This window comes from Flavobacterium solisilvae, from assembly GCF_012911605.1.
GTDB classification, from domain to species: domain Bacteria; phylum Bacteroidota; class Bacteroidia; order Flavobacteriales; family Flavobacteriaceae; genus Flavobacterium; species Flavobacterium solisilvae.
The window spans coordinates 341,460-366,035 of the sequence record NZ_JAAMPT010000207.1; the positions used below are offsets into that span (position 1 = coordinate 341,460).

Genomic DNA, 24,576 nt, shown 5'->3' on the forward strand with positions numbered 1-24,576 from the left:
AAATTTGTGTTTAACAATAAGTGCAATTCTTTTCTATGTATTTCAATTAGTGTTTTTATTAAACATATTGATTACATTGATTAAGGCATTGGTTAATTTTTTGAAAAACATATAGATTAATTTTACTTCTATTATTTTATCAAATCCTTATAGAATTAGATATATTTGTAACTATAGCAAAAAATAAGAGATTGATTTTTTCTCACAATCACTATGAATAAAAATTATTACGCAATATTGATGGCTGGTGGCGTTGGTTCGCGATTTTGGCCAGTTTCTACAACAGAATTTCCAAAACAATTTCACGATATGTTGGGTTCGGGGGAAACCTTAATCCAAAAAACATTCAGTCGTTTGGCAAAATTAATTCCAGCTGAGAATATTTTGATTTTAACCAATGAAAAATACAACGATTTGGTTTTAGAACAATTGCCAATGGTAACGCAAAGACAAGTTTTGCTCGAACCAGCAATGCGAAATACAGCACCATGTATTTTATATGCTTCGCTAAAAATTAAAAAGCAAAATCCTGATGCCTTGATGGTTGTAGCGCCAAGCGATCATTGGATTGAAGATGAAACGGCTTTTGCATCAAATTTGCAACAGTGTTTTGATTTTTGTAAAAAAGAAAATGCGTTGATGACATTAGGTATTCATCCTACTTTCCCAAATACTGGTTTTGGCTACATTGAATTTGATAAAACAGATGATAATCCGATAAAAAAGGTTAGTCAATTTCGAGAAAAACCTGATTATGAAACTGCGAAATCATTTCTTGAGCAAGGAAATTTTCTTTGGAACGGCGGAATTTTTATTTGGAGCGCAAAATCAATAGCAGAAGCATTTGAGAAATTTCAACCGCAAATGAATGCTTTGTTCCAAAAAGGATTTGAAAGTTATAATACCGAAAACGAAAAGCAATTTATCAATGAAAATTATGCTTTGGCAGAAAACATTTCGATTGATTATGCCGTGATGGAAAAAGCAAATAATGTATATGTTTTGCCTGCAACTTTCGATTGGAATGACCTTGGAACTTGGGGACAATTACATGAAAAATTGACCAAAGACGAAAACAATAATGGTGTAATCAATGCTAAAGTCGTGATAGAAAATGCGTCTAACAATATCATTCGTTCAGATGCTGATAAACTTATCGTTGTAGATGGTTTGCACGATTATATCATAGTGGATAAAGAAGGTATTCTTTTGATTTATCCAAAAAGTAAAGAGCAAGATATTAAAAGAATTACAGCCTTAGCAAACGATTTGTAAAATAGATTAATGGGAAAAATTAAGCTTACAGCATTGATATTGTTCTTTACACAGTTTGTGTTTAGTCAATTGTCAAATTTTAATTTGTCGGTTGTGGCACAAAACGGAACGTGTACGACTAATGGAACAATTACAATTACAGTATCTAATACAACACCTGGAGCAACCATTTTATATTCTATTTATAAATTACCCAATCTTACAACACCAGTTTCGGTTCAATCAACAGGAAGTTTAAGCGGATTAGGAACTGGAACCTATCGAGTTATTGCAACACAATCATTAGGTAACGACTCAGGCACGCAACAACAAGATGTAACGATTACCAATCAATTAGTTCCGTTAACATACACGGTTTCTGGCGAAGATGAAGTTTGTGGCTTTGATGGAACAATCACTGTTAATGTCACCACTGGAACGGCAGTTCAATATGAAATTTTTTCTGGACCAGTTATTAAACCATTGCAACCTTCCAATGTTTTTACAGGTTTAACGGCTGGAGTTTATCAAGTTAGAGCTTTTGATGCGTGTAATCAAGGTGTGACAAGAACGTTTACCATGTTTGACAAAAACACTGATTTGAATGTGTCGATAATTGCACCAACTATGGCTTCATGTAATTCTGTTAGAATTGGGTTTAATTTCTCCAAAGTTTTTGAAGATGGTGTAATTAAATTTCCTATTCAGGTTGTAACTACTGTTGTTCCTCCAACTGGTGCTCCAATTGTTACGAATGAAACGGTTACTTCAGGAAATAATTTTACAACTATAATTCCATATTTTACAAATCAACCTTATTCTTATTCTTTTTCGATAACAGATGGATGTGGTACAACTTATGTTTTAAATGGAACGGTTCAAAATCTTTCGCCAAGCATTAATTATCAACTTAGTAATCAAGATTGTGAGCATAAGAAAGTTCGATTTGTTGGTGTTTCCGCTTTAATTTTAACATCAGCGCCAAGTAGTTTTACTTCTACTTTGCCAATAAATTATACGTCACAAATTGAAAATTACGAAATAATTATTGAAAACCTTACCGAAGGTACTTATGTTTTTAGTGCAACCAATCTTTGTGGAACACAACAAATAATTACGATTATTGTCAATATTGATGATCCAATTGATCCTTATTATATATTATTTGATAGAAATTGTCAGCGAAGTTCTGCTTTTATTTTTGGAATTCAACAAATTACGATGCTTTCTTGTCCGCCAGCTTATGGAGTTTCAATGCCTCAAAATTATACTAGTTTAATCAATACTGCCAATTATGCAGCTTTTTTAAATTTGTCTTTAGGTACATATACTTTTACTGTAACCGATTTATGTGGTGAAGTTCAACCCATGACAATTGAAGTTACGCCAATATCAAATCCGCCAACAGTTTCAGTGCTCGAAGGTTGTCAAGATAATATTGGAACATTGCGAGTTTCAGGACAAATGACTTCAATTAGGTTAATGACTGCGCCAAGTGCTTTTCCTGTTACATTACCATTTAATTATACTAACAGTTTGATCTCAAATGGTTCAATGTTGGTTTTGGATATGTTGCCACCAGGAAATTATACTTTTGAAGTTATAGATAATTGTCAAACAACACATCAAATAACCGCAACAATTTTGGGTTATACTGATGATACAGAAATTGATGTTCAAGCTAATTGTGGTTCGTTTAATATTGGTTTAGAACACACCAGCACTAATCTTACAGGAGAAGTTAAGTTTTGGTTGCAAAAATTTAATCCTAACACAAATTCGTGGGAACATCCGTTTACAGGAGTTTCATATATCGAAGGAAGTTTGCCAAATACTTCCAATTCTATTCAACTTGAAAATGATGAAGTTACCTATAATTTAGCAACTTTAGGCGATTTTAGAATTGTGAAATCTTATAAAGCCTATGCTGAAAATAGTACTCAAACTGTTGATTGCATTCGAGTTTTGGATACATTTGAATTCAAAGGTGTTCCAAGAATTATCGATATTTACTCGGTTTCATGCGGAACTAATTTTGAAGTGGTAGTTGAAGCCGAAGGTTTAAATCCACTTATTTATAGAATTGTTTCAAAAAACAACCAACCCTTTATAGTTGAAAACGGAAATTCTAGTTTTTTCACAGGTTTAGAACCCGCAATTTATGTTTTTGAAGTGGAAGATGGATGTTTTAATACGGTAAATGCCGAATTTGAAATGCTGAATCCAAGTCCGTTAGAAATTACAAGTAATTCGGTTTTTTGTAATGGAGAGGAAGTGGTTTTAGTCGTGCCAACATTTGAATTTATTGAATACCAATGGTGGAAAGGTAACAATACAACAATCATTTTAAGTACGGCAAATTCGCTCGTAATTCCAAATTTTAATCCAGTAACTCACAATGGCGTTTACTATGTTAGAATTTCGTATCCAGATAATCCAAATTCGTGTTTGAACCAAGTTTTGTCTTATACCATAAATGCTGATACAACTTTGCCCAACGCTGGTCAAGGCGGAAATTTCAGTTATTGCGGTACTCAAAATACAGTTGATTTAAACACGCTACTTCAAGGAACTTTTGACACAAATGGTGTTTGGACAGAAACTTCTAGCAGCGGAACATTATCGGCAAATCTTTGGAATTCAACCAATGTTGCTTTTGGTACTTACAGTTTTATTTATCGCGTTGATGGCAATTGTAATTTGTTTGACGAAGCGATAATCAATATCACTTTAAAGGAAATTCCAGATGTTCCAACAGCAAGTTCCGATGCTATTATTTGTGAAACAAAAGAGCTGAATTTATATGCAACAAGTATTTCAAACGGAACGTATAATTGGGTTGGACCAAATGGTTTTTCATCATCAGAACAAAATCCTGTAATTGAAAATATATCGAGTGCGAACAATGGAATTTATATTGTAAATGTGGTTTTAAACGATTGTCCATCCGAAGCATCATCGATAGAAATTTTCGTTAACGAATTACCAGAATTTGAATTATTTCAAAATTGCATCAACAGCGAATATGTTTTGAGCTATGAAATCCAAAATAACGATGCAGCTGTAGAAACTGATTATGATTTTTCGTGGTTTGGACCAAATAATTTTTCGAGTATTGAAAGTCAAGTAACGATTACTCGAAGCGAAACCGGAATTTACGGTTTAACTATTACCGATTTAAATGGTTGTTCGGCTACCAAAGAAATTGATGTAATTAGAACCATTTGTGAAATTCCAAATGTCATTACGCCAAACAATGATGGTTCCAATGATAGTTTTGATTTAACAGGTTTTGGAGTTAAAAAAATCGAAATCTACAATCGTTGGGGAAGATTGGTTTATGACAAAGAAAACTACAATAACGAATGGTATGGACAAAATAATAACGGCGAATCATTACCCGATTCTACCTATTATTATTTAATTCAGATGGAAAATGAAGCGTCAACCAAAGTGGGTTGGATTTATGTAACTAAAGGGTAATTTCTTTCTAAAAAGTTATTCTTCTTTATTCTGTGCTTTTCTAATTTTTTTGAAAAGATTTGACGAATAGACAAAGTCAACAATTGCTTCGTTATCAGTTTTAAAAATGTCTTTTTTGCTACCTTCCCAAGCTAGAATTCCTTGTTTTAGGAAAACAATCTTCTCACCAATTTCCATCACTGAATTCATATCATGAGTGTTGATAACAGTCGTAATATTGTATTCTTGAGTAATTTCTTGAATTAAATTGTCAATAACAATAGCGGTTTTTGGATCCAATCCCGAGTTAGGTTCGTCACAAAAAAGATACTTTGGATTGTTTACAATTGCTCTGGCAATCGCAACACGTTTTTGCATTCCACCCGAAATTTCAGAAGGTTTTTTATGATGCGCATCGATTAAATTCACTCTTTCAATTACAAAATCTACGCGTTCTTTGATTTCGGCAGGTGTTTTTTCGGTAAACATTTTCAATGGAAAACCAACATTTTCTTCCACAGTCATACTGTCAAACAAAGCACTTCCTTGAAAAACCATTCCAATTTCGGTACGTAAGGCGCGTCGTTCATCATCGGTTAAATCAGAATAAATTCTGCCGTCAAAAGAAATCGTTCCGCTATCTGGCGTGTGAATTCCAAGTAAACTTTTAAGCAAAACGGTTTTACCTGAACCACTTTGACCAATAATTAAATTGGTTTTTCCGGTTTCAAATGTTGTTGTGATTCCTTTCAATACTTTAGAATCACCAAATGATTTTTCTACGTTTTTTACTTCTATCATTTTGCCAAAAGTAATTGAGTTAAAATATAATTTGCCAAAATAATCACTACCGAAGTCCATACGAAAGCAACCGTACTGGCTTTTCCTACTTCCAATGCGCCACCTTTCATGTAATAACCGTGAAACGATGGAATAGTTGCCAAAATCATTGCAAAAACAATAGTTTTGATAAACGCATATGTAATATGAAATGGAATAAACTCAGATTGGAGTCCTTGAATGAATTCTACACTAGAGGTAAATCCGCCATAAACTCCTGCCATCCAACCGCCAAGAATTCCTAAAAACATGGCAATTCCAATTACGAAAGGATAAAGTAAAAGCGCAATTATTTTTGGGAAAACCAAATAGTTCAACGAGTTTACACCCATAACTTCCAAGGCATCAATTTGTTCAGTAACACGCATCGTTCCAATACTTGATGTGATGAACGAACCCATTTTTCCTGCCATAATCACCGAAATAAACGTTGGAGCAAATTCCAAAATCACCGATTGTCGTGTGGCAAAACCAATTAGATATTTTGGAATTAACGGATTGGTTAAGTTCAGCGCCGTTTGGATGGAAACAACGCCACCAACGAAGAATGAAATGAAAGCCACAATACCAAGTGAATCGATAATTAAATCGTCTATTTCTTTTAAAATCAATCCCTTCATTACCGACCATTTGGTAGGTTTATTGAAGACTTCTTTCAGCATCAAGAAATATTTTCCAATCTGCGATAAATAGCGAATGAGCATCATTTTTAGTAGTGTTCAGTATTCTGATTTATAGTAAGCAGTAAAAATACTATAATTTTATTTGATAGGTTAATTTTAAGTTTAAAATAACTTCTCTTTTATCTTTTTCCAGCGGTAGTTTCGAATGAATTTGGCTTGTTCATTGGTTACTAAAAGTTCTTTTTTTGCTGCTTTTGCTTTCCAAAAACCTTTGATATAATCCATAAAAAGTAACGGTTTACCTTTGCGCATAGCTAATTTTAGTGAAGCAATTGCAGTGATGAAAAATCCATAACCTAAACTGTAGAAAGCTTCGCCTTGCTTGTATCGAGCCGCTTTGTTATAACTTGCGCCAGTTGGTTTCAAGTGTTTTACATGCAAACTTTCATCGGTAACCACTTTCCAATTGTAGAATTTGCAAAGCAATTCGTCAACTGTATCCCAACCCATAGCTGGTTTTAAACCTCCAATTTCTTTGAAAGCTTTTTTTCTGTATGCTTTCAATGCACCACGAATGTGGTCTTTGTCGGTTAGATTTTCTAAAATCCAATCGCCGTTTTTTTCGATATAACAAAAACCACCAACCATTCCAATTCGTTCATCCGATTGAAAATGTTGGATTATGGTTTCGAAATAATTAGAAGGAAAAATCAAATCGGCATCAATCTTTACCATAATGTCATAATTGTCATCCAAGGTTTCTAAACCTTTTTGAAACGCCTGAATGACTTTGCTTCCAGGTAAATGAATTGCATCCGAAGATTTGTTAACTACAGAAATAAAAGAATATTTTTCAACAAATGAATTTACAATTTCCTCCGTTTTATCGGTTGAACCATCATTAACCACTACAATTTTTGAAGGTAAAACGGTTTGTTCCACTATTGACTGTAACGTCAGTGCAATAAACTTTTCTTCGTTGTAGGTTGGAATCACGATGTAGTAGTTCATATGCTAAACACTATTCACTAATTACTTTTTACTTTCTCAGCATAAACCAAATAATACCTTGGTGTAAACCAACGTAACAATGGACGAAAACCAAATTTCTTAACTGGATGTGTAAACTTTACGCTATCGATGATTTTGAAACCTGTTTTTTCTAATAACCAATCCAATTGCCAATCTTCAAATTCGTGGTAATGTCTGTCCCATTTGTCGGTTTTACTTCGATATGCTGGAGAAAACCATAAGCGTAACGGAATAGAAATCAAAATTTTGTCTGCTTTTACATTTTCTAAAACCGTATATGGATTTAATAAATGTTCAAAAATTTCAAAACCAGTAAATACTTCATAGGATGCGTTTTGCAATGCCGTTTGGTCATTGTCTAAATCTTCGCCTGTGGTATTAATCACTTTATAACCATTGTCTTCCATAATTTTGGAAAACGGATTAGGAACGCCTAAATCAAAAATGGTTTCCGAAGTTTTGATATGTTTTTTTAGAAAATCTAACGTAATATTGAACCGTTTGCTTGGATATGTTTTCTCGTACATTGAGTTTGCCAATTTAAAGTCGCAAAGTTACAAAGTTTTCGGAGTTTTAAGTCTAGCTTTTGGTGGTGTTTTAATTTTGAATTAATTAGAATACCATTTTTGTTTCATCCATAAGCTTGCTTTTACTAAAAGAATTAACACAGGTACTTCTACCAATGGTCCAATAACTCCAACAAACGCTTGGGGTGAATGAATTCCAAAAACGGATATTGCAACAGCTATAGCGAGTTCAAAATTGTTTCCTGTGGCAGTAAAAGCAATTGCTGCGTTTTTGTCGTAGGGTACTTTTAAAGTTTTATTGATGTAAAAACTTGTAAAAAACATTACTATAAAATAGATTATCAACGGAATGGCAATTTGAATTACATCCATAGGTAATGCAATAATTTTATCACCTTTTAGGCTAAACATTAATACTATTGTAAATAACAAAGCATAAAGTGTGATAGGCGAAATCATCGGTATAAATTTTCTATTATACCATTCTATTCCTTTTGATTTTATTAGAAAATAGCGACTAAAATATCCTGCTGCAAAAGGAATGCCTAGATAGATTAAAACACTTTCAGTTACTGCTTTCATAGAAACGGTAACGTTAAAATTAGCTAATCCTAGTTTGTTGGGCAATACATTGATGAACAACCAAACTAAAAAACTATAACTAACAATTTGGAAAATACTGTTCAATGCTACTAGTAGTGCCGCATATTCGCGATTGCCTTTGGCTAAGTCATTCCATACAATAACCATTGCAATGCATCGGGCTAAACCAATAAGTATCAAACCAGACATGTATTCTGGTTGATTTCTTAAAAAGAGTATGGCTAGTCCAAACATTAAAAATGTGCCAATTACCCAATTTAAAAATAATGATATCCCAATTGTTTTTTTGTCTTTTAAGGCTTTTGGTAATAGTGAATAATCTACTTTGGCTAATGGTGGATACATCATTAGAATAAGACCAATAGCCAACGGGATATTGGTAGTTCCTGCTGTCAATGTGTTGGTACTGTTTGATATATTAGGAAAAAAATACCCTAATCCTATGCCTACAACCATGGCTAGAAAAATCCAAAGTGTTAAAAAGCGATCTAAAAATTTTAATTTTGGTTGCATAGTGTTAGGATTTAATCATTGAAAAAACATAATTCATTTCCATTGCAATTTGATTACTTCTCTCAAGATAAACTTTGGTTTGTTCTGGTGTTTGGTCAGAAACTTTTGGGTCTTCAAATGTAATAGGTATTCTTTTTTCTGCACCAGCAATAAAAGGGCAACCTCCATCGGCTTGAGAGCAAGTCATAATGGCTGCAAATGATTTTGAGGGATTAAATAGATGATCATATTTTTTTGAAAAACCTATTATTGGCATGGTTGTATCACTATATTTTATTGCATAAATAGGATTGTTTCCATCGGCTATTTTAAAAATTGTAAAACCTTGTTCGGTTAAAGTTTCGGCTACTTTTGGAAAAAGAGCTGTTTCTTCTGTACCGCCAGAGTAGCAATATACATTAGCAATAGAATAATAACTAGCTGCAACTTGTGCCCAAATTTGAGACAGATGACTTCTGCGAGAATTATGAGTGCAAATAAAGTTTAAATTCACTTCTTGCTTTAAATCCACTTTTTGTTGAATAAAATCAATCAACGGTTGCAAGGTTAGTTTTCTTTCTTGAGCAATGGAAGTAAAATCAGTATTACTTTCAACGGTTTTTAACAATTCTGGAAACATATTTTTTTGTTTGAGTATTAGCAACAACCAGAGTTTGGAGTACAACTTTGTTTATTGGTTAGTTCAGATAAATTTTTCTTTTGTTTTTCTATAGGTATACCACAGGCATCTTCGGCTAAGCAAGCAGTTGTTTTATTTTTTAAAACAAAATAATTTTCAATAAAATCCAAGTCATATTTTCCAATGGTTTGGCTTTGATATTCTACTTCTACCTCTGCATCTTCAATACCAAGTTTTTCTTCAGAAAGTTGAATAATGTTTAAAAGTTTTGTTGGTTTTAAACGATGGTCATAGTCGTTTGCATTCCATAGTTGAAAATTAACTACTTTTTCTGTTCTTATTACGCCGCCACAGTCAATAAAATGTTTTGTAATCATTCCAACCTCTGTAACATGAAAATGTTCTGGGACAAAAGTTCCGTTTTCTAGTTGAAAGGTTACGTTATTTAAAGTGGACAAAATTTCTTTTACTTTTGATAGTTTCATAGTGATAATGTGTTAATGTAATATTACGATAGAGTTGCTCAAAAAAAGGTTTTAGCAACAGTTGTTTTTCTTTTTTTCGTTTAATTGATTTGCTATAGAAGAAAAATAGCGTTCTAATTTTTCAATTCCGTTTTCATCTATACAGTAGCAAATTGAAGTTCCTTCAACGGTTCCTTTTATTAGATTTGTTTTTTTAAGTTCTTTCAAGTGTTGCGAAATAGTAGGCTGGGCTAGTGGTAACTCGTCCACTATGTCACTACAAATGCAACTATCTATTTTCATCAAATATTCAAGAATGGCTATCCTAGCAGGATGACCAAGTGCTTTGATGATAGTAGCTATTTCGTTTTGATGTTTAGTAAACATCTCGCTTTTTGTTGTTCCCATTTTTTGATAGAAAAATTATATTGCAATATTACGATTAAAATAGATGTGTCAACTATTTTTCTTTGTTATTTTAAAGTTAAGTTTTAAAATAAATAAAAAAAGGGTTTTAAAAACAATTGTTTTTAAAACCCTTAATTACTATTAAACTTAACTAAACTTAAAAATTAAATCTCGTGGTAATGTCTATCCCATTTGTCGGTTTTGCTTCTATATGCAGGAGAAAACCATAAGCGTAACGGAATAGAAATCAAAACTTTGTCACATTTTACATTTTCTAAAACTGTGTATGGATTTAATAAATGTTCAAAGATTTCAAAACCGGTAAATACTTCATAGGATGCGTTTTGCAATGCCGTTTGGTCATTGTCTAAATCTTCTCCTTTGGTGTTAATGACTTTATAACCATTGTCTTCCATGATTTTGGAAAATGGATTTGGAACGCCTAAATCAAAAATGGTTTCCGAAGTTTTGATATGTTTTTTTAGAAAATCTAAAGTAATATTGAAGCGTTTGCTTGGATATGTTTTCTCGTACATTTTAAAAATTGTTTAAAGTTTCAAGTTGAAACAGTTGGTAAAAATAACAATTTAACTTGGAACCTGAAACCTGAAACCTGAAACTCGAAACCCGAAACTCCCAATTTTTCTACATCCTATAAACAATCGCATTGATATTCATTCCTGCGCCAACCGAAGCAAAAATAATAACATCGCCTTTGTTTAATGCTTGGTTTTCGATTTGTCCTTTTACTAACGAGTCGTAAAGAGTAGGAACGGTGGCAACACTCGAATTTCCGAGTTTGTGAATACTCATCGGCATAATGCCTTCGGGAGGTGTTTGTTTGTATTGCTTGTAAAAACGTTGAATAATGGCTTCGTCCATTTTTTCATTGGCTTGGTGAATTAATACTTTTTTCACTTCGCTAATGTCGATACCGCTTTTTTCAAGACACGAAGCCATGGCTTTTGGAACTTGACTTAATGCAAATTCATAAATTTTTCTGCCGTGCATTTTTATATAGCGAACATCGGGATCGTGGTCTTTGTTGAACGAATTTCCAAAATATAAATAATAAGCCTCGTCATAAGTAAACGTAGCCGTTTCGTGGGCTAGGATTCCGCCTTCGTCTTCGGTGGCTTCTATAATAGTTGCGCCGGCACCATCACTGTATATCATTGAATCTCTATCGTGTAAATCAACCACTCTCGAAAGAGTTTCCGCACCAATAACCAAACATTTTTTTGCCATTCCAGCTTTGATAAAGGCTTGCGCTTGAATGACACCTTCAACCCAACCCGGACAACCAAAAAGCATGTCATACGCCACACATTTTGGGTTTTTAATACGCAAGTCAAACTTCACTCGCGTAGCTAAACTTGGTAAAATATCGGTTTGAATAGCACCTTTTTTTACGTTGCCAAAATTGTGAGCAAAGATGATGTAATCCAGCGTTTCTGGGTCAATTCCTGCATCGGCAATTGCTTTTTTGGCAGCAATCGAGGCTATGTCTGAGGTGTTTAAATCATCGGTTACATAACGGCGTTCTTGAATTCCAGTAATTTCAAGAAACTTTTCGGCAACAACATCATTCGGATGCGGAAATGGTGTTCCGTCATCATTTAAGAAAACGTGTTTTGCAAAATCTATATTTGATACTACTTCTGTTGGGATATAACTACCCGAACCTGTTATTTTTATATTCATTTTTTTAGATATTTCATTACGAAATTATTAATAAAAATGTTTTGATTTTATCAAATCCTTAGGTAAGGGTGAATTATTACGAAAACCTTAACAAAATGGTGTTTAAATTATGGAAGTCGTAATTATTTAGGGTTTTGTTGCGCTATTTTAATCTGCAAGATGGTAGCAATGCTCAACGCTTGGGTTTTGATTTGCTCTGCTTTTTCGCCTTTAAAGTTTTCATCTACCGAAGCATAAAAATGATGCAACCAAATGGTGAACAACTCTGGTGTGAGTTTCGATTTTACATTTACATCCAGGTGAAGCTGGGTTAAATTATTAGTATAACCGCCAGTACCAAGAATAGCCTGCGACCAAAACTTGACCAACACCTGCAAATGTTCCTCTAAGTGAAGATGAATAGGGATTACCTCCGTAAAAATGTAACTAATACGCTCATCAGCAAACAGTTTTTTATAAAACTCATCTACCAGTTTATATAAATCGTCTTGGGTTTGAATATCGTTCATAGCTACTAAATAAAACACAAAGGTACTCTAATTAGTAACCCATTAAAATGATTAATATCATTCTTTTGGGAAATGACTTTGTTTGTGGGTACGGATTTTAAATTTGCGCGGACGGGTGTTATTTTGTCAATGCTGATATAGCAATAACTACAAAGAGCAAAACGTTAAACACTATGTCTAAGCCTGATATTTTTCGCTTTATTGTATCGTGGCTCCAAGACATTTGTCTGTATGTGTTTAATAGGCAATTCCCTGTCAGTTTTTTTATAATTGTATTGAATATTTTATATACAACAAGAAAAAACAAAAGTGTCTTTAGTGAAGAAGTTGTCGTTTCAGAAATGTAATTGTTAAAGAAGTTATTCGGGTCAAAGTTTTGACTTCTATAAATTTTAAAATTCTCATTGTCCTTAGTTAAGAGATAAAAGCAAAATTGTGTCAGTCCAATTACTAACCAAATAAAGAAAATACGATTGTCGTCTAAATCAACCAATGTTTCAAATGCTAAAAGCCAAATTGACACGCCAAATGAATAAAAGAAAATAAACAAATTCAATTTACCTTGGTCAATAAGTCCTATGTTGTATGAAACGATAAAGAACAGTCCAACGAAAATTGTTAATCCGAGTAATATTTTTTGTCTTAGTGGTAGTAATATTTTGTCGTCCGTCATAAAATTTCTGCTAACCCGCATATAAGCGAATGTTCCGTTTATAAATATTTTCAAATACTTATTATCCTTTATAAGTATTCATCCATGTAAATATATAAAAAAGTAACCACTATGTTGCTTTATGTATCCCTTTATAAACCATTAACTGATATTCTAATCCCTTTATATGTTCCTCTTTTTCTTGCAGTTGGGCTTTTAGGGCTTTTTCGGTTTTGGTTTCATAGGGTATGCCCAGTTGTTCGCCTAGTTCCATCAAAAAATTGTGTTTCACCGCTAGGCTAATTCGCCACAAGATGTTAAACTGAAAACTAGGTTGTTTAAAATATTGGTTGAGCTTATAAATAAAAAAATCCCAAAAACCTATTTGGTGTTTGGGATTTCTATATTGGGATTTTATAATTACATATACGCTTCGATTGGTGCACAGCTACAAACTAAATTTCTATCGCCATAGGCTTCGTCAACACGACGAACACTTGGCCAAAATTTGTTTTCAGCAATGTAGTCCAGCGGGAAAGCCGCTTGTTCTCTAGTGTATGGAAAACTCCAAGTATCGGTAGTTAGCATGGCTAAAGTATGTGGAGCGTTTCTCAAAATATTATTTTCGTCTTCTTTGGTCGAAGCTTCAATTTCTTTTCTAATAGAAATCATAGCATCACAAAAACGGTCTAATTCGGCTAGGTCTTCGCTTTCGGTAGGTTCTACCATCAGTGTTCCTGCTACTGGGAACGAAACCGTTGGCGCATGGAAACCATAGTCCATCAATCGTTTTGCAATATCAGTTACTTTGATTCCTTTTTCTTCAAAAGCTCTACAATCTAATATCATTTCGTGTGCCGCTCGTCCCATTTCTCCCGAATATAAAATAGGGTAGTGGTTTTCTAAGCGCGCTTTCATATAGTTAGCATTCAAGATGGCAAATTGCGTAGATTTTTTCAAACCTTCTGCACCAAGCATTGTGATGTATCCATAGGAAATCAAACAGACCAAAGCAGAACCATAAGGCGCAGCCGAAATAGCGGTAATGGCTTGGTCACCACCTACTTTTATCACCGGATTAGTTGGTAAAAACGGTACTAATTTTTCGTTTACACAAATAGGTCCAACGCCTGGTCCACCGCCACCATGAGGAATAGCAAAGGTTTTATGTAAATTTAAGTGACAAACATCAGCTCCAATAGTAGCAGGATTAGTCAAACCAACTTGGGCATTCATATTGGCACCATCCATATAAACTAAACCACCGTTGTCGTGGATGATTTGGGTAATTTCGCAAATAGCGCTTTCAAAAACACCGTGTGTTGATGGATAAGTAACCATTAGGCACGATAGGTTGTCTGCATGCTCAATGGCTTTTGCTCTTAAATCTTCTACGTCAATATTACCGTTTTCCATGGTTTTGGTTACAATAATTTGCATTCCTGCCATTGCCGCCGAAGCTGGATTAGTTCCGTGAGCCGAAGCTGGAATTAAACATACATTTCTGTGGTTATCGCCACGAGAAAGATGATATGCACGAATGGTCATCAAACCGGCATATTCTCCTTGTGCACCCGAATTTGGCTGTAAAGTAGTACCTGCAAAACCAGTTACCACATTCAATTGATGCTCTAATTTTTTAAGCATAATTTGATAACCTTCGGCTTGCTCGATTGGTGCAAATGGGTGAATGCTGTTCCAGTTTGCCATAGAAAGAGGCAACATTTCGGCAGCAGCATTTAATTTCATGGTACAAGAACCTAATGATATCATCGAATGGTTTAACGATAAATCTTTGCGTTCTAATTTTTTAATATAACGCATCAACTGGCTTTCAGAATGATGGTTGTTGAAAACCTCATGTTGCAAGAACGATGAAGTTCTTTCTAATGATTTTGGTAAATTATTTGCAGTAGTTAATTCGGTTACCGTAAAACTGTCTTTTCCTGTTGCTTCTGCAAAAATGGCAATGATTTGATTAATATCTGAAATAGAAGTCGTTTCGTTTACTGAAATCGAAATCGTATCGGCATCAACATAGTAGAAATTTACTTCTTGTTTTTCGGCAATAGCTTTAACCTTGTTAGCATCAGCTTTTACTAAAATGGTGTCAAAAAACGCAGCATTTGTTTGATAAACGCCCAATTTGTTTAATGCATCTGCCAACGTTGAAGCGGTGTTATGAACTTTGTCGGCAATATATTGTAAACCTTTTGGACCGTGATATACAGCATACATTCCTGCCATAACGGCTAATAAAACCTGAGCCGTACAAATATTAGAAGTTGCTTTTTCGCGTTTGATATGTTGTTCACGAGTTTGCAGTGCCATTCTCAAAGCACGGTTTCCGTTAGTGTCAATCGTTACGCCAATAATTCTTCCTGGCATAGAGCGTTTGTATTCTTCTTTGGTGGCAAAAAACGCAGCGTGTGGTCCGCCATAACCCATCGGAATTCCGAAACGTTGTGTAGTTCCAACTACTACATCGGCACCCATTTCGCCTGGAGGCGTTAGTTTTACTAATGATAAAATATCGGCAGCTACAGCAACTTTAATTTCGGCCGTTTTTGCTTTTGCAATAAAACCAGCATAGTCGTTTACTTGACCATATTTTCCAGGATATTGAAGAATAGCTCCAAAATAGTCGTTTGAGAAATCAAAAGTTTCATGGTTGCCTACTACTAATTCAACACCAATTGGCGTAGAACGCGTTTGCAATACCGATAAGGTTTGAGGTAAAATTTCTTCAGAGACGAAGAATTTACAAACGTTGTTTTTCTTTTGCTCACGAGAACGTACGTCAAACAATAACGCCATAGCTTCGGCAGCAGCGGTTGCTTCGTCAAGAAGAGAAGCGTTAGCAATTTCCATTCCCGAAAGTTCAATAACGGTTGTTTGGAAATTTAAAATAGCTTCTAAACGACCTTGCGCAATTTCGGCTTGATAAGGTGTATAAGCCGTGTACCAACCTGGATTTTCAAAAATATTTCTTTGAATTACTGCTGGAATTACCGTTGGATGATATCCTAAACCAATATAAGATTTGAAAACTTTATTCTTTTTTCCCAATTCCTGGATGTGATTTAAGTATTCATATTCAGAAAGAGGTGCGTCTAAATTTAATGGATTTTTTAAAAGAATATTATCAGGAACGGTTTCATAAATTAGTTGTTCTAAGCTGTCCACTCCAATGGTTTTAAACATGTGTTGTAGGTCATTCTCACTTGGACCTATGTGGCGTAATGCAAAAGCGTCTGTTCTCATTAAAATGTGTTCTAAATTGGGTTTAGTTATGTTTGTTTTTTTGTGGAAACAAAAGTAATTATTATAGATTGAATATTGTGCTAAACAAAGTCTAATTTTTTATTAACCAAAGAGTTTGTTTATCAACAAAAAAATAAATTTTTTACAACTTTTGAACGATAAAATTTGCATAATAAGGTTATTTGTCGAAATAAAAAGCGATACAACGATTTTAAGCCTTTTTATCAAATGGTTATGAAAAAGTTATATAATTTCGATTTGAATTTAATATCTAATAAGAAGATGAAAAAAATTACTTTATTGGTCGTTTTACTATTTTTTGGGTTACAAATGAATGCTCAAGGAGTTGTAATTAACGAGATAATAACTTCTAATTCAGCTGTGATTACAGATGATGATGGAAGTTATGAAGATTGGGTTGAACTATACAATACGAGTTCAACAGCAATTAACTTACAAGGATATGGATTGTCTGATCTTTCAACAAATCCATTTCAATGGGTTTTTCCAGAATACTGGATGGAACCGGGAGAACATTTATTGATTTGGTGTTCGGATAAAAACAGAACCGATGTCAATTTTCCATTACATACTAATTTTAAAATTAGTTCAAGCGGAGAACCTATTATTTTAACAAATAGTAGCGGTGTAACGGTAGATAGTTATCCAGCGGTTGTAATTCCACAAAATTACACCTATGGAAGACAAACTGATGGTTCACTAACATTAGTCATTTTTCCAGAACCAACACCTGGTGAAAGCAATTCGACACAAGGATATTCTGAAGTGTTAACGGCACCAACGTTATCGGTTGCGGGTGGTTTTTATACTGCGGCTTTCCCGTTAACAATTTCTCATACTGATCCAGCGGTTACTATCGTTTACACAACAGACGGTTCTGATCCAGAGCTTTCTAACTTGGCAGGAACTACTTATAATTATAAAAATCAATATGTTGAAACGATTGGCGATACTGATGGTGCAATGTTAACCAATCAATACCGTTCATTTACATATTCAGCACCTTTGAATATTGTTGATAGAACATCGCAAGCCAATGATGTTTCTGCAATGTCATCAACATTTCAAAATGTACCAAACTATATTCCAGATTACAACGTTTTTAAAGGAACAGTGGTTCGTGCAAGAGCTTTTAAAACAGGTGCTATGCCAAGTCCAATTGTAACCAAAACTTATTTTGTAACGCCAGAAGGAAGTTCAAGATTTGCCTTGCCAGTAATTTCTTTGAGTGTAACAGAATCTAAGTTTTTTGACTACGAAGATGGAATTTTTGTTGCCGGAAAAGATTTTGATGATTGGCGTGCTTTAAATCCAACCGAAGATGCAGATATTTATAATGTTAATGAAGAAACAGGAAACGCTAACTACGTTCGTTCAGGAGATGCGACAGAGCAAATAGGTAATATCAATTATTTTGTAAATGGTAACGAAGTTTTAAATCAAAATTTAGGAATTCGTATCAATGGAGGAAATTCAAGAGGAATTGCTAGTAAGTCGTTGCGTTTGTATGCTCGTGGTGAATTAGGAAGTGGTTCTTTCAACTATCCGTTTTTTGCTAGCGAAACATATAATAGTTATAAAAGATTAGTGTTGAGAAACTCAGGTCAAGATTTCTACAGCACTATGTTTAGAGATGCGCTTGGTCATACTTTAATTAATGGACTTAAAACAGAAACAAGAGCTTATCAACCATCGGTTGTTTTTCTTAACGGAGAATATTTTGGGATTTTAAATATAAGAGAACGATATGATCGTCATTTTTTCGAACGTAAATATGGAATTTTAGAAGGCGAATTAGATTATTTAAAAGATGATTTAACAGCAGATGAAGGAGATGATGAGCATTATGATGCAATGGCAACTTATCTGGAAAATAATTCGTTGGCTAATCAGGCAAACTATGATTACATTGCTACGCAACTTGATCCAGAAGATTTCAGAGATTATTATATATCAAATATTTACATGCAAAATACCGATTGGCCAGGTTGGAATACAGTATTTTGGAGAAAGAGAACGGCAACTTATGAGCCAAATGCTCCTTTTGGACAAGATGGAAGATGGAGAACAGCAATCAATGATTTAGATGATGGATTAGGTCATTATCCCGAAGGAAGTGATCACAATACGCTTGAATTTGCAACAGCAACAGGCATTTTTGAGTATCCAAATCCAGAGTGGGCAACTTTAATTTTAAGAAGATTATTAGAAAATAACGCATTCAAATTGGACTTTATCAACCGTTTTGCAGATGTTTTAAATACATACTATCACCCAACCAGAGTTGTTGATAAAATCAATGAATTCAAAGCTAATTTAGTTCCAGAAATGGATGAACATTATGATCGATGGGATAATTTTTACGATTTGGATTCATGGGAAAGTTGGAGTATAACAGGAATGAGAAATTTTGCTCTTGGAAGACCAAATAATCAAAGAGCTCATATTAGAGAAAAATTTGGAATTAGTGGTGATATCAATGCTACATTAGATGTAAGCGATGAAACGCATGGATTTGTAAAAATTAATACCATAGAAATCAATTCAACTACACCGGGAGTTTCTGCTTCACCATATCCTTGGACAGGAATTTATTTCCAAAATATTCCAGTTACTTTAAAAGCGATTGCATTACCAGGATTTGTATTCAGTCATTGGAGTGGCGCATCTACTAGTACTGATGAAGAAATTACAATTACAACAAATGCTGATTTCACTATAACGGCTCATTTTGTTCCTGATGCACCAGTTGAGGTTGAAGTGCCAATTTATTTCTGGATTTTTGACAGTACAGTTACAAATGACACACCTTTAACTGCGTTAAATTCGAGTTTTGAAGTTCCAGCCGAAGGTATTTTACAATACGAATCATGTTTGGTAGGTTATCCATTTGATAGCACTCATCCAAATTGGAGAAAGGCTTCAATGGAAAGAAGAAATAGTCCAACGGATATAAACTATATTCCAGAAGCTAATAATAACGTTCCGTTTGCATCAGCAAACATGCGTGGAATTCAAATTAAGCAACCTTTTCACAATGGTTCAAATCAAAATGCAATGATTTTTAATGTGTCAACAGCTGGTTATAAGGATATTAAGTTTGCTTTTGCCGCTAAAAATGAATTGGCTGCCGATGCCATAACAGTTGAATATTCTACAACAGCATCGCCAACTTGGATTTCTACAGGATTAGCGCAAACATCATATCCATTAACAGCAGCTTATCAATTATTTTCTGTTGATTTTTCTACAATTGATGCTGTAGAAAACAATGCTAATTTTAAAGTTAGATTGCGTTTTACAGGTACAAATATGACCGAAGATTTAGGAAACAGAGTTACTTTTAACAACTTTAGCGTAAGCGGAATTGAATTGGAACTTGGTTTAGATGAAAACAAAAAACTAGATTTCAAAATTTTCCCTAATCCAGTTTCAGATGTGTTGAATATCGTGCATCATTATGATAATGTTGACTATAAATTATTTTCAATTGATGGAAAATTAATAAAATCAGCAACATTAGAAAATCCAGAAATTAATGTAAACGAATTACAACCTGGAATTTATTTGCTACAATTTTCTACCGATGGAAAATCGGAAGTGAAGAAGTTTATAAAGAGATAACGATTTTATAAAATTGTAAAGAAAGGAGTTCATTTTGAGCTCCTTTTTCTTTTTAACGGTTTTATGAGGTAATCATCGGATATTTTCGAGTAAAATTTTGGTATGGAGTATTTTAGCCAGTAGAATAAGGTATGAAATAAATTAGGAAATTATGAGTAAAAAATTACTTTTATTAATGGTGTTTTTCGCACTAGTTAGCACAAAAAACGCATTCAGTCAAACGCTAGTTATCAACGAAGTTGTAGCTTCAAACTCATTAATTAATACGGATGAAGATGGCGACTATCAAGATTGGGTTGAATTGTTCAACAACTCTACAAATCCTATCAATTTAAACGCCTATGGTTTAACAGATGATTCTGGAAATTTATACAAATGGGTTTTTCCTAATGTAACCATCAATGCTGGCGAATATTTAATCATTTATTGTTCTGATAAAAATAGAACTAATCCAGCAAATCCGTTGCATACTAATTTTAAAATCAGTTCAGGAGGAGAAGTAATTACACTTACGAATAATCTTGGAATAATTTTAGATAGTTCACCTGCGCAATCTGTTTTGGCAAACTTTTCACTAGGAAGATTTCCAAATGGAACAGGAAGCTTTATAGAATTGCAAACACCAACACCAAATGCAGAAAATATAAATGGTTCGCTTCCTGTTGTGCTTTCTGAGCCAGTTTTTTCTCAAAATTCTGGGTTTTTTACCTCTCAATTTGATTTAACAATTTCTTCAAATGATACTGATGCAACCATAATTTATACACTTGATGGTTCTGAACCAGATGAAAATAACTTATCAGGAACAACATATACATATAAAAATCAATATCCAAAAATGCCTGGTGATGCTTTTGGTCCATTTTTTAATAATACGTATCAAACGCTAACTTATTCTACACCAATTTCAATTGTTGACCGTTCTTCTGAACCCAATAAATATTCAGCAATTTCATCAACCTACGATTTTGCACCAACTTATTTTCCAAACGGACCAATTTTTAAAGGAACAGTTGTAAAGGCAAAGGTTATAAAGACAGGAGCAACATCAAGTCAAATAGTAACAAAAACTTATTTTATTACACCGTTAGCAAGTTCAAGATTTACTTTACCAGTTGTTTCAATCAGTACTAACGAAGACAGATTTTTTGAGTACAACGACGGAATTTATGTGGCAGGAAAAGATTTTGACCAATGGCGAATTGATAATCCAACCGAAGTTCCTGATTATGAAATTGGAAACTTTGCTAGAAAAGGAAGTACAGCTGAAAGAGTAGCCAATTTGAGCTTTTTTGTAAATGGAAATGAAGTATTAAACAACAATATTGGTATTAGAATTCGTGGAAATTATTCACGTGTTTATCCAAGTAAAGCATACAATATTTATTCACGTTCGGAATTAGGTCATTCTTCGTTAAATTATCCTTTATTTCCTGATCAAACCGATGATAGCTATACTCGAATTTCGATAAAAAGTTCAAGTGGCGATCAATACCATACTTTATTTCGCGATGCATTAAATCATGAATTGATAAAAGGATTAAGAGTTGTAACTGAAGCATATCGACCTGTGTTAACATTTATAAATGGTGAATATTGGGGTGTTCAGAGTATGCGTGAAAAGCTAGATGATAAATTTTTTAAAAGAGAATTTAATATCGATGAAAATGATATAGAAGTGCTGGAAAATGATGCCATTGTTGAAGAAGGTGATGATGCACATTACTTGGCTATGTTAGATTATATTGAGAACAATTCATTAGCTCCAACGGATAATTATAACTATATAAAAACCCAAATGGATACTGATAGTTTTCAGGATTATTTTATTTCCAATATTTATTTTCAAAATGTAGATTGGCCTGGAAACAACATAATTTATTGGAGAAAAAATACGGATTCTTATGAGCCAACTGCACCTTTTGGTCATGATGGAAGATGGCGTTGGGCAATTCACGATATGGATTCAACATTTGGGATTAGTGGCGGAAGTAATGATTTGAATTCTTTGGCAGATGCAACCGAAGCAGGAGGAACGGAATGGCCAAATCCAGATTGGTCAACTTTGTTGTTACGTAAACTTTTAGAAAATAATGAGTTTAAAGAAGAATTTATTAGTCGTTTTGCTGATTTGATGAATTCTTATTTTAGTTCTGCTCGTGTTGTTGCAAAAATTAATTCGATGAAAACGGTTTTAGAACCTGAATTACCTGAACATATATTTAGATGGAAAGCACCTTCAAATGTTGGCAGTTGGAATTATTTTTTGAATAGAGAAATTGGTTTTGCTAATGAAAGACCAGGTTATCAACGTCAACACATTAGAGAAAAATTTGGAATTGCCAATGATATCAATGCAACTATCAATGTTTCAAATGCGAATCATGGTTATGTAAAAATAAATACAATCGATATTCTTTCTTCAACGCCAGGAATTCAGACAAATCCTTATCCGTGGACAGGAATTTATTTTGCAGATGTTCCAGTAAAATTAAAAGCAATTGCTAATGAAGGTTATGTTTTTAGTCATTGGGAAGGATTTTCAACTAGTACTGATGAAGAAATTACAGTGACAACTAATCAAAGTTTTGATATTACTGCGGTGTTTATTCCAGAAGGTTTTGCAATCGAGGTTCAAGAGCCAATTTATTTCTGGATGATGAATTCAGCGTTGCCAAATGATGCACCAATTGTAACAATCAATTCTACTTTTGAAGTTATACAAAATGCAACTTTGGATTACAAATCTTGCTTGGAAGGTTATCCGTTTACTAATACACATCCAAATTGGAGAAAAGCATCGATGGAAAGAAGAAACAGTCCAACAGATATAAATTATATTCCTGCAGCCAACGGGAATATTGCTTTTGCTTCGTCTAACATGCGCGGAATTCAGGTAAAACAACCATTTCAAAACAACGGATTCGAAAATGAAATGCATTTCAATTTTTCTACTACAGGATATAAAAATATAATTTTTGGATTTGCAGCAAAAAATGAAAATGCAGCTGATGCAATTGTTATTGATTATTCGATTAATGCCGGAACGCCAAATTGGATTTCGACAGGATTAGCAGTAACTTCGTTACCATTAACTGCGGCATATCAATTGTTTGAAGTAGATTTTTCTTCGATAATTGCGGCGAATAACAACCCAAATTTTAAAGTGAGACTACGATTTACGGGTGCGAATATGACGGTTGACAACGGTGATAGAGTTACGTTTAACAATTTCTCTGTAAAAGGTGTTCCGTTGCCATTGCAATATCCAACACCAAATGTGTATACAGTTGGTCAAACGATTACCGATTTAGTTCCGACTTTGACTGCAGCAGCAGATAGTTTTTCAATCGCTCCAAGTTTGCCAAACGGATTATCATTTGATACAATAACTGGAATAATTTCTGGAACGCCAACGGTTTTGCAATCGGCTACGGATTATGAAGTTACAGCAATGAATTCTGGTGGAAGTACAACTTTTACCTTGTCAATCGAAATCATTGATGTTGCGCCAACTTTACTAAGTTATACAACGCCAAATGTTTTCACAATCGATGAAGCAATCACCAATTTAGAACCAACGGTTTCAGGAGAAAACATAGTGTTTTCAATCGCTCCAAGTTTACCAAACGGATTATCATTTGACACTGCAACAGGAATAATTTCTGGCACACCAACGGTTTTACAATCGGCAACGGATTATGAAGTTACGGCGACGAATTCTGGTGGAAGTACAACTTTTACCTTGTCGATTGCAGTGATTGATGTTGCACCAAATGGTTTGAGTTACAACACACCAAATGTTTTCACAATTGATGAAGCAATAACCAATTTACAACCAACAGTTTCAGGCGAAAATTTAGTATTTTCAATCGCTCCAAGTTTGCCAACTGGATTATCATTTGATACAATAACTGGAATAATTTCAGGAACGCCAACGGTTTTACAATCGGCTACAGATTATGAAGTTACAGCAACAAATTCTGGTGGAAACACAAGCTTTACATTGTCAATCGCGGTGATTGATGTTGCGCCAACAATGTTGAGTTATACAACACCAAATGTTTTCACAATTGATGAAGCGATTACCAATTTACAACCAACAGTTTCAGGAGAAAACTTAGTGTTTTCAATCGCTCCAAGTTTACCAAACGGATTGTCATTTGACACTGCAACAGGAATAATTTCTGGAATGCCAACGGTTTTACAATCGGCTACGGATTATGAAGTTACAGCAACAAATTCTGGTGGAAGTACAAGTTTTACATTGTCAATCGCAGTGATTGATGTTGCGCCAACGTTACTAAGTTATGCAACGCCAAATGTTTTCACAATTGATGAAATAATCACCAATTTACAACCAACGGTTTCAGGAGAAAACTTGACTTTTAGTATTAGTCCAAGTTTACCAAACGGATTATCATTGGACACAACAACCGGAATAATTTCTGGAACGC

The 24,576-nt window shown here is 34.0% G+C and carries 16 protein-coding genes and 1 pseudogene; 4 read left to right on the top strand and 13 right to left on the bottom strand.

Annotated elements, in window-relative coordinates; genetic code table 11:
• The first annotated feature begins 213 nt into the window (after positions 1 to 213).
• Both G6042_RS10235 and G6042_RS10240 read left to right on the top strand, forming a co-directional pair.
• Positions 214 to 1,275, top strand: coding sequence for a mannose-1-phosphate guanylyltransferase (locus tag G6042_RS10235; RefSeq protein ID WP_169524334.1), 1,062 nt, complete (start codon positions 214 to 216; stop codon positions 1,273 to 1,275).
• 9 nt (positions 1,276 to 1,284) lie between these two features.
• Entirely contained in the window at positions 1,285 to 4,737 is a 3,453-nt protein-coding gene (locus G6042_RS10240; protein ID WP_169524335.1) for a gliding motility-associated C-terminal domain-containing protein, read from the top strand.
• A 15-nt stretch (positions 4,738 to 4,752) separates the two neighbouring features.
• Here G6042_RS10240 and G6042_RS10245 read toward each other — a convergent pair whose 3' ends face one another.
• The 13 genes and pseudogenes from G6042_RS10245 to gcvP form a co-directional block, all read right to left on the bottom strand.
• A complete protein-coding gene (locus G6042_RS10245) occupies positions 4,753 to 5,517 on the bottom strand; it encodes an ABC transporter ATP-binding protein (RefSeq protein WP_169524336.1) in 765 nt (254 codons plus the stop codon).
• The gene (locus G6042_RS10250) at positions 5,514 to 6,263 is read right to left on the bottom strand and encodes an MlaE family ABC transporter permease (RefSeq protein WP_169524337.1); all 750 of its coding nucleotides are present in this window, start codon (positions 6,261 to 6,263) and stop codon (positions 5,514 to 5,516) included. The genes G6042_RS10245 and G6042_RS10250 overlap by 4 nt, the downstream gene beginning before the upstream one ends.
• Before the next feature lie 78 nt (positions 6,264 to 6,341).
• Complete coding sequence (locus G6042_RS10255; RefSeq protein ID WP_169524338.1) at positions 6,342 to 7,190, bottom strand: glycosyltransferase; 849 nt, start codon at positions 7,188 to 7,190, stop codon at positions 6,342 to 6,344.
• A gap of 17 nt (positions 7,191 to 7,207) precedes the next feature.
• Positions 7,208 to 7,738 carry a class I SAM-dependent methyltransferase gene (locus tag G6042_RS10260; protein WP_169524339.1) on the bottom strand — a complete coding sequence of 177 codons (531 nt, stop codon included), beginning with the start codon at positions 7,736 to 7,738 and terminating at the stop codon, positions 7,208 to 7,210.
• Between the two features lie 81 nt (positions 7,739 to 7,819).
• Entirely contained in the window at positions 7,820 to 8,854 is a 1,035-nt protein-coding gene (gene arsB, locus G6042_RS10265) for an ACR3 family arsenite efflux transporter (RefSeq protein ID WP_169524340.1), read from the bottom strand.
• Between the two features lie 4 nt (positions 8,855 to 8,858).
• A complete protein-coding gene (locus G6042_RS10270) occupies positions 8,859 to 9,473 on the bottom strand; it encodes a low molecular weight phosphatase family protein (RefSeq protein WP_169524341.1) in 615 nt (204 codons plus the stop codon).
• 17 nt (positions 9,474 to 9,490) lie between these two features.
• Positions 9,491 to 9,958, bottom strand: a complete 468-nt coding sequence (locus G6042_RS10275) for a DUF6428 family protein (protein WP_169524342.1) — start codon at positions 9,956 to 9,958, stop codon at positions 9,491 to 9,493.
• A 51-nt stretch (positions 9,959 to 10,009) separates the two neighbouring features.
• Positions 10,010 to 10,345, bottom strand: coding sequence for an ArsR/SmtB family transcription factor (locus G6042_RS10280; protein ID WP_169524343.1), 336 nt, complete (start codon positions 10,343 to 10,345; stop codon positions 10,010 to 10,012).
• Between the two features lie 170 nt (positions 10,346 to 10,515).
• Positions 10,516 to 10,881, bottom strand: a pseudogene (locus G6042_RS10285) (methyltransferase); the annotation flags it as partial.
• Between the two features lie 109 nt (positions 10,882 to 10,990).
• A complete protein-coding gene (locus G6042_RS10290) occupies positions 10,991 to 12,049 on the bottom strand; it encodes a 3-oxoacyl-ACP synthase III family protein (RefSeq protein WP_169524344.1) in 1,059 nt (352 codons plus the stop codon).
• A 122-nt stretch (positions 12,050 to 12,171) separates the two neighbouring features.
• Entirely contained in the window at positions 12,172 to 12,558 is a 387-nt protein-coding gene (locus G6042_RS10295; RefSeq protein ID WP_169524345.1) for a group III truncated hemoglobin, read from the bottom strand.
• A gap of 782 nt (positions 12,559 to 13,340) precedes the next feature.
• A complete protein-coding gene (locus tag G6042_RS10300) occupies positions 13,341 to 13,484 on the bottom strand; it encodes a hypothetical protein (protein WP_169524346.1) in 144 nt (47 codons plus the stop codon).
• A gap of 146 nt (positions 13,485 to 13,630) precedes the next feature.
• Positions 13,631 to 16,474 (bottom strand): aminomethyl-transferring glycine dehydrogenase, encoded by a 2,844-nt coding sequence (gene gcvP, locus G6042_RS10305; RefSeq protein WP_169524347.1) that lies wholly within the window; start codon positions 16,472 to 16,474, stop codon positions 13,631 to 13,633.
• Between the two features lie 282 nt (positions 16,475 to 16,756).
• On the opposite strand from gcvP, the gene G6042_RS10310 reads away from it, so the two are divergent.
• Positions 16,757 to 20,119 carry a CotH kinase family protein gene (locus tag G6042_RS10310; RefSeq protein ID WP_169524348.1) on the top strand — a complete coding sequence of 1,121 codons (3,363 nt, stop codon included), beginning with the start codon at positions 16,757 to 16,759 and terminating at the stop codon, positions 20,117 to 20,119.
• A 151-nt stretch (positions 20,120 to 20,270) separates the two neighbouring features.
• A partial coding sequence (locus tag G6042_RS10315) for a CotH kinase family protein (RefSeq protein WP_169524349.1) occupies positions 20,271 to 24,576 on the top strand: 4,306 nt, incomplete at its 3' end.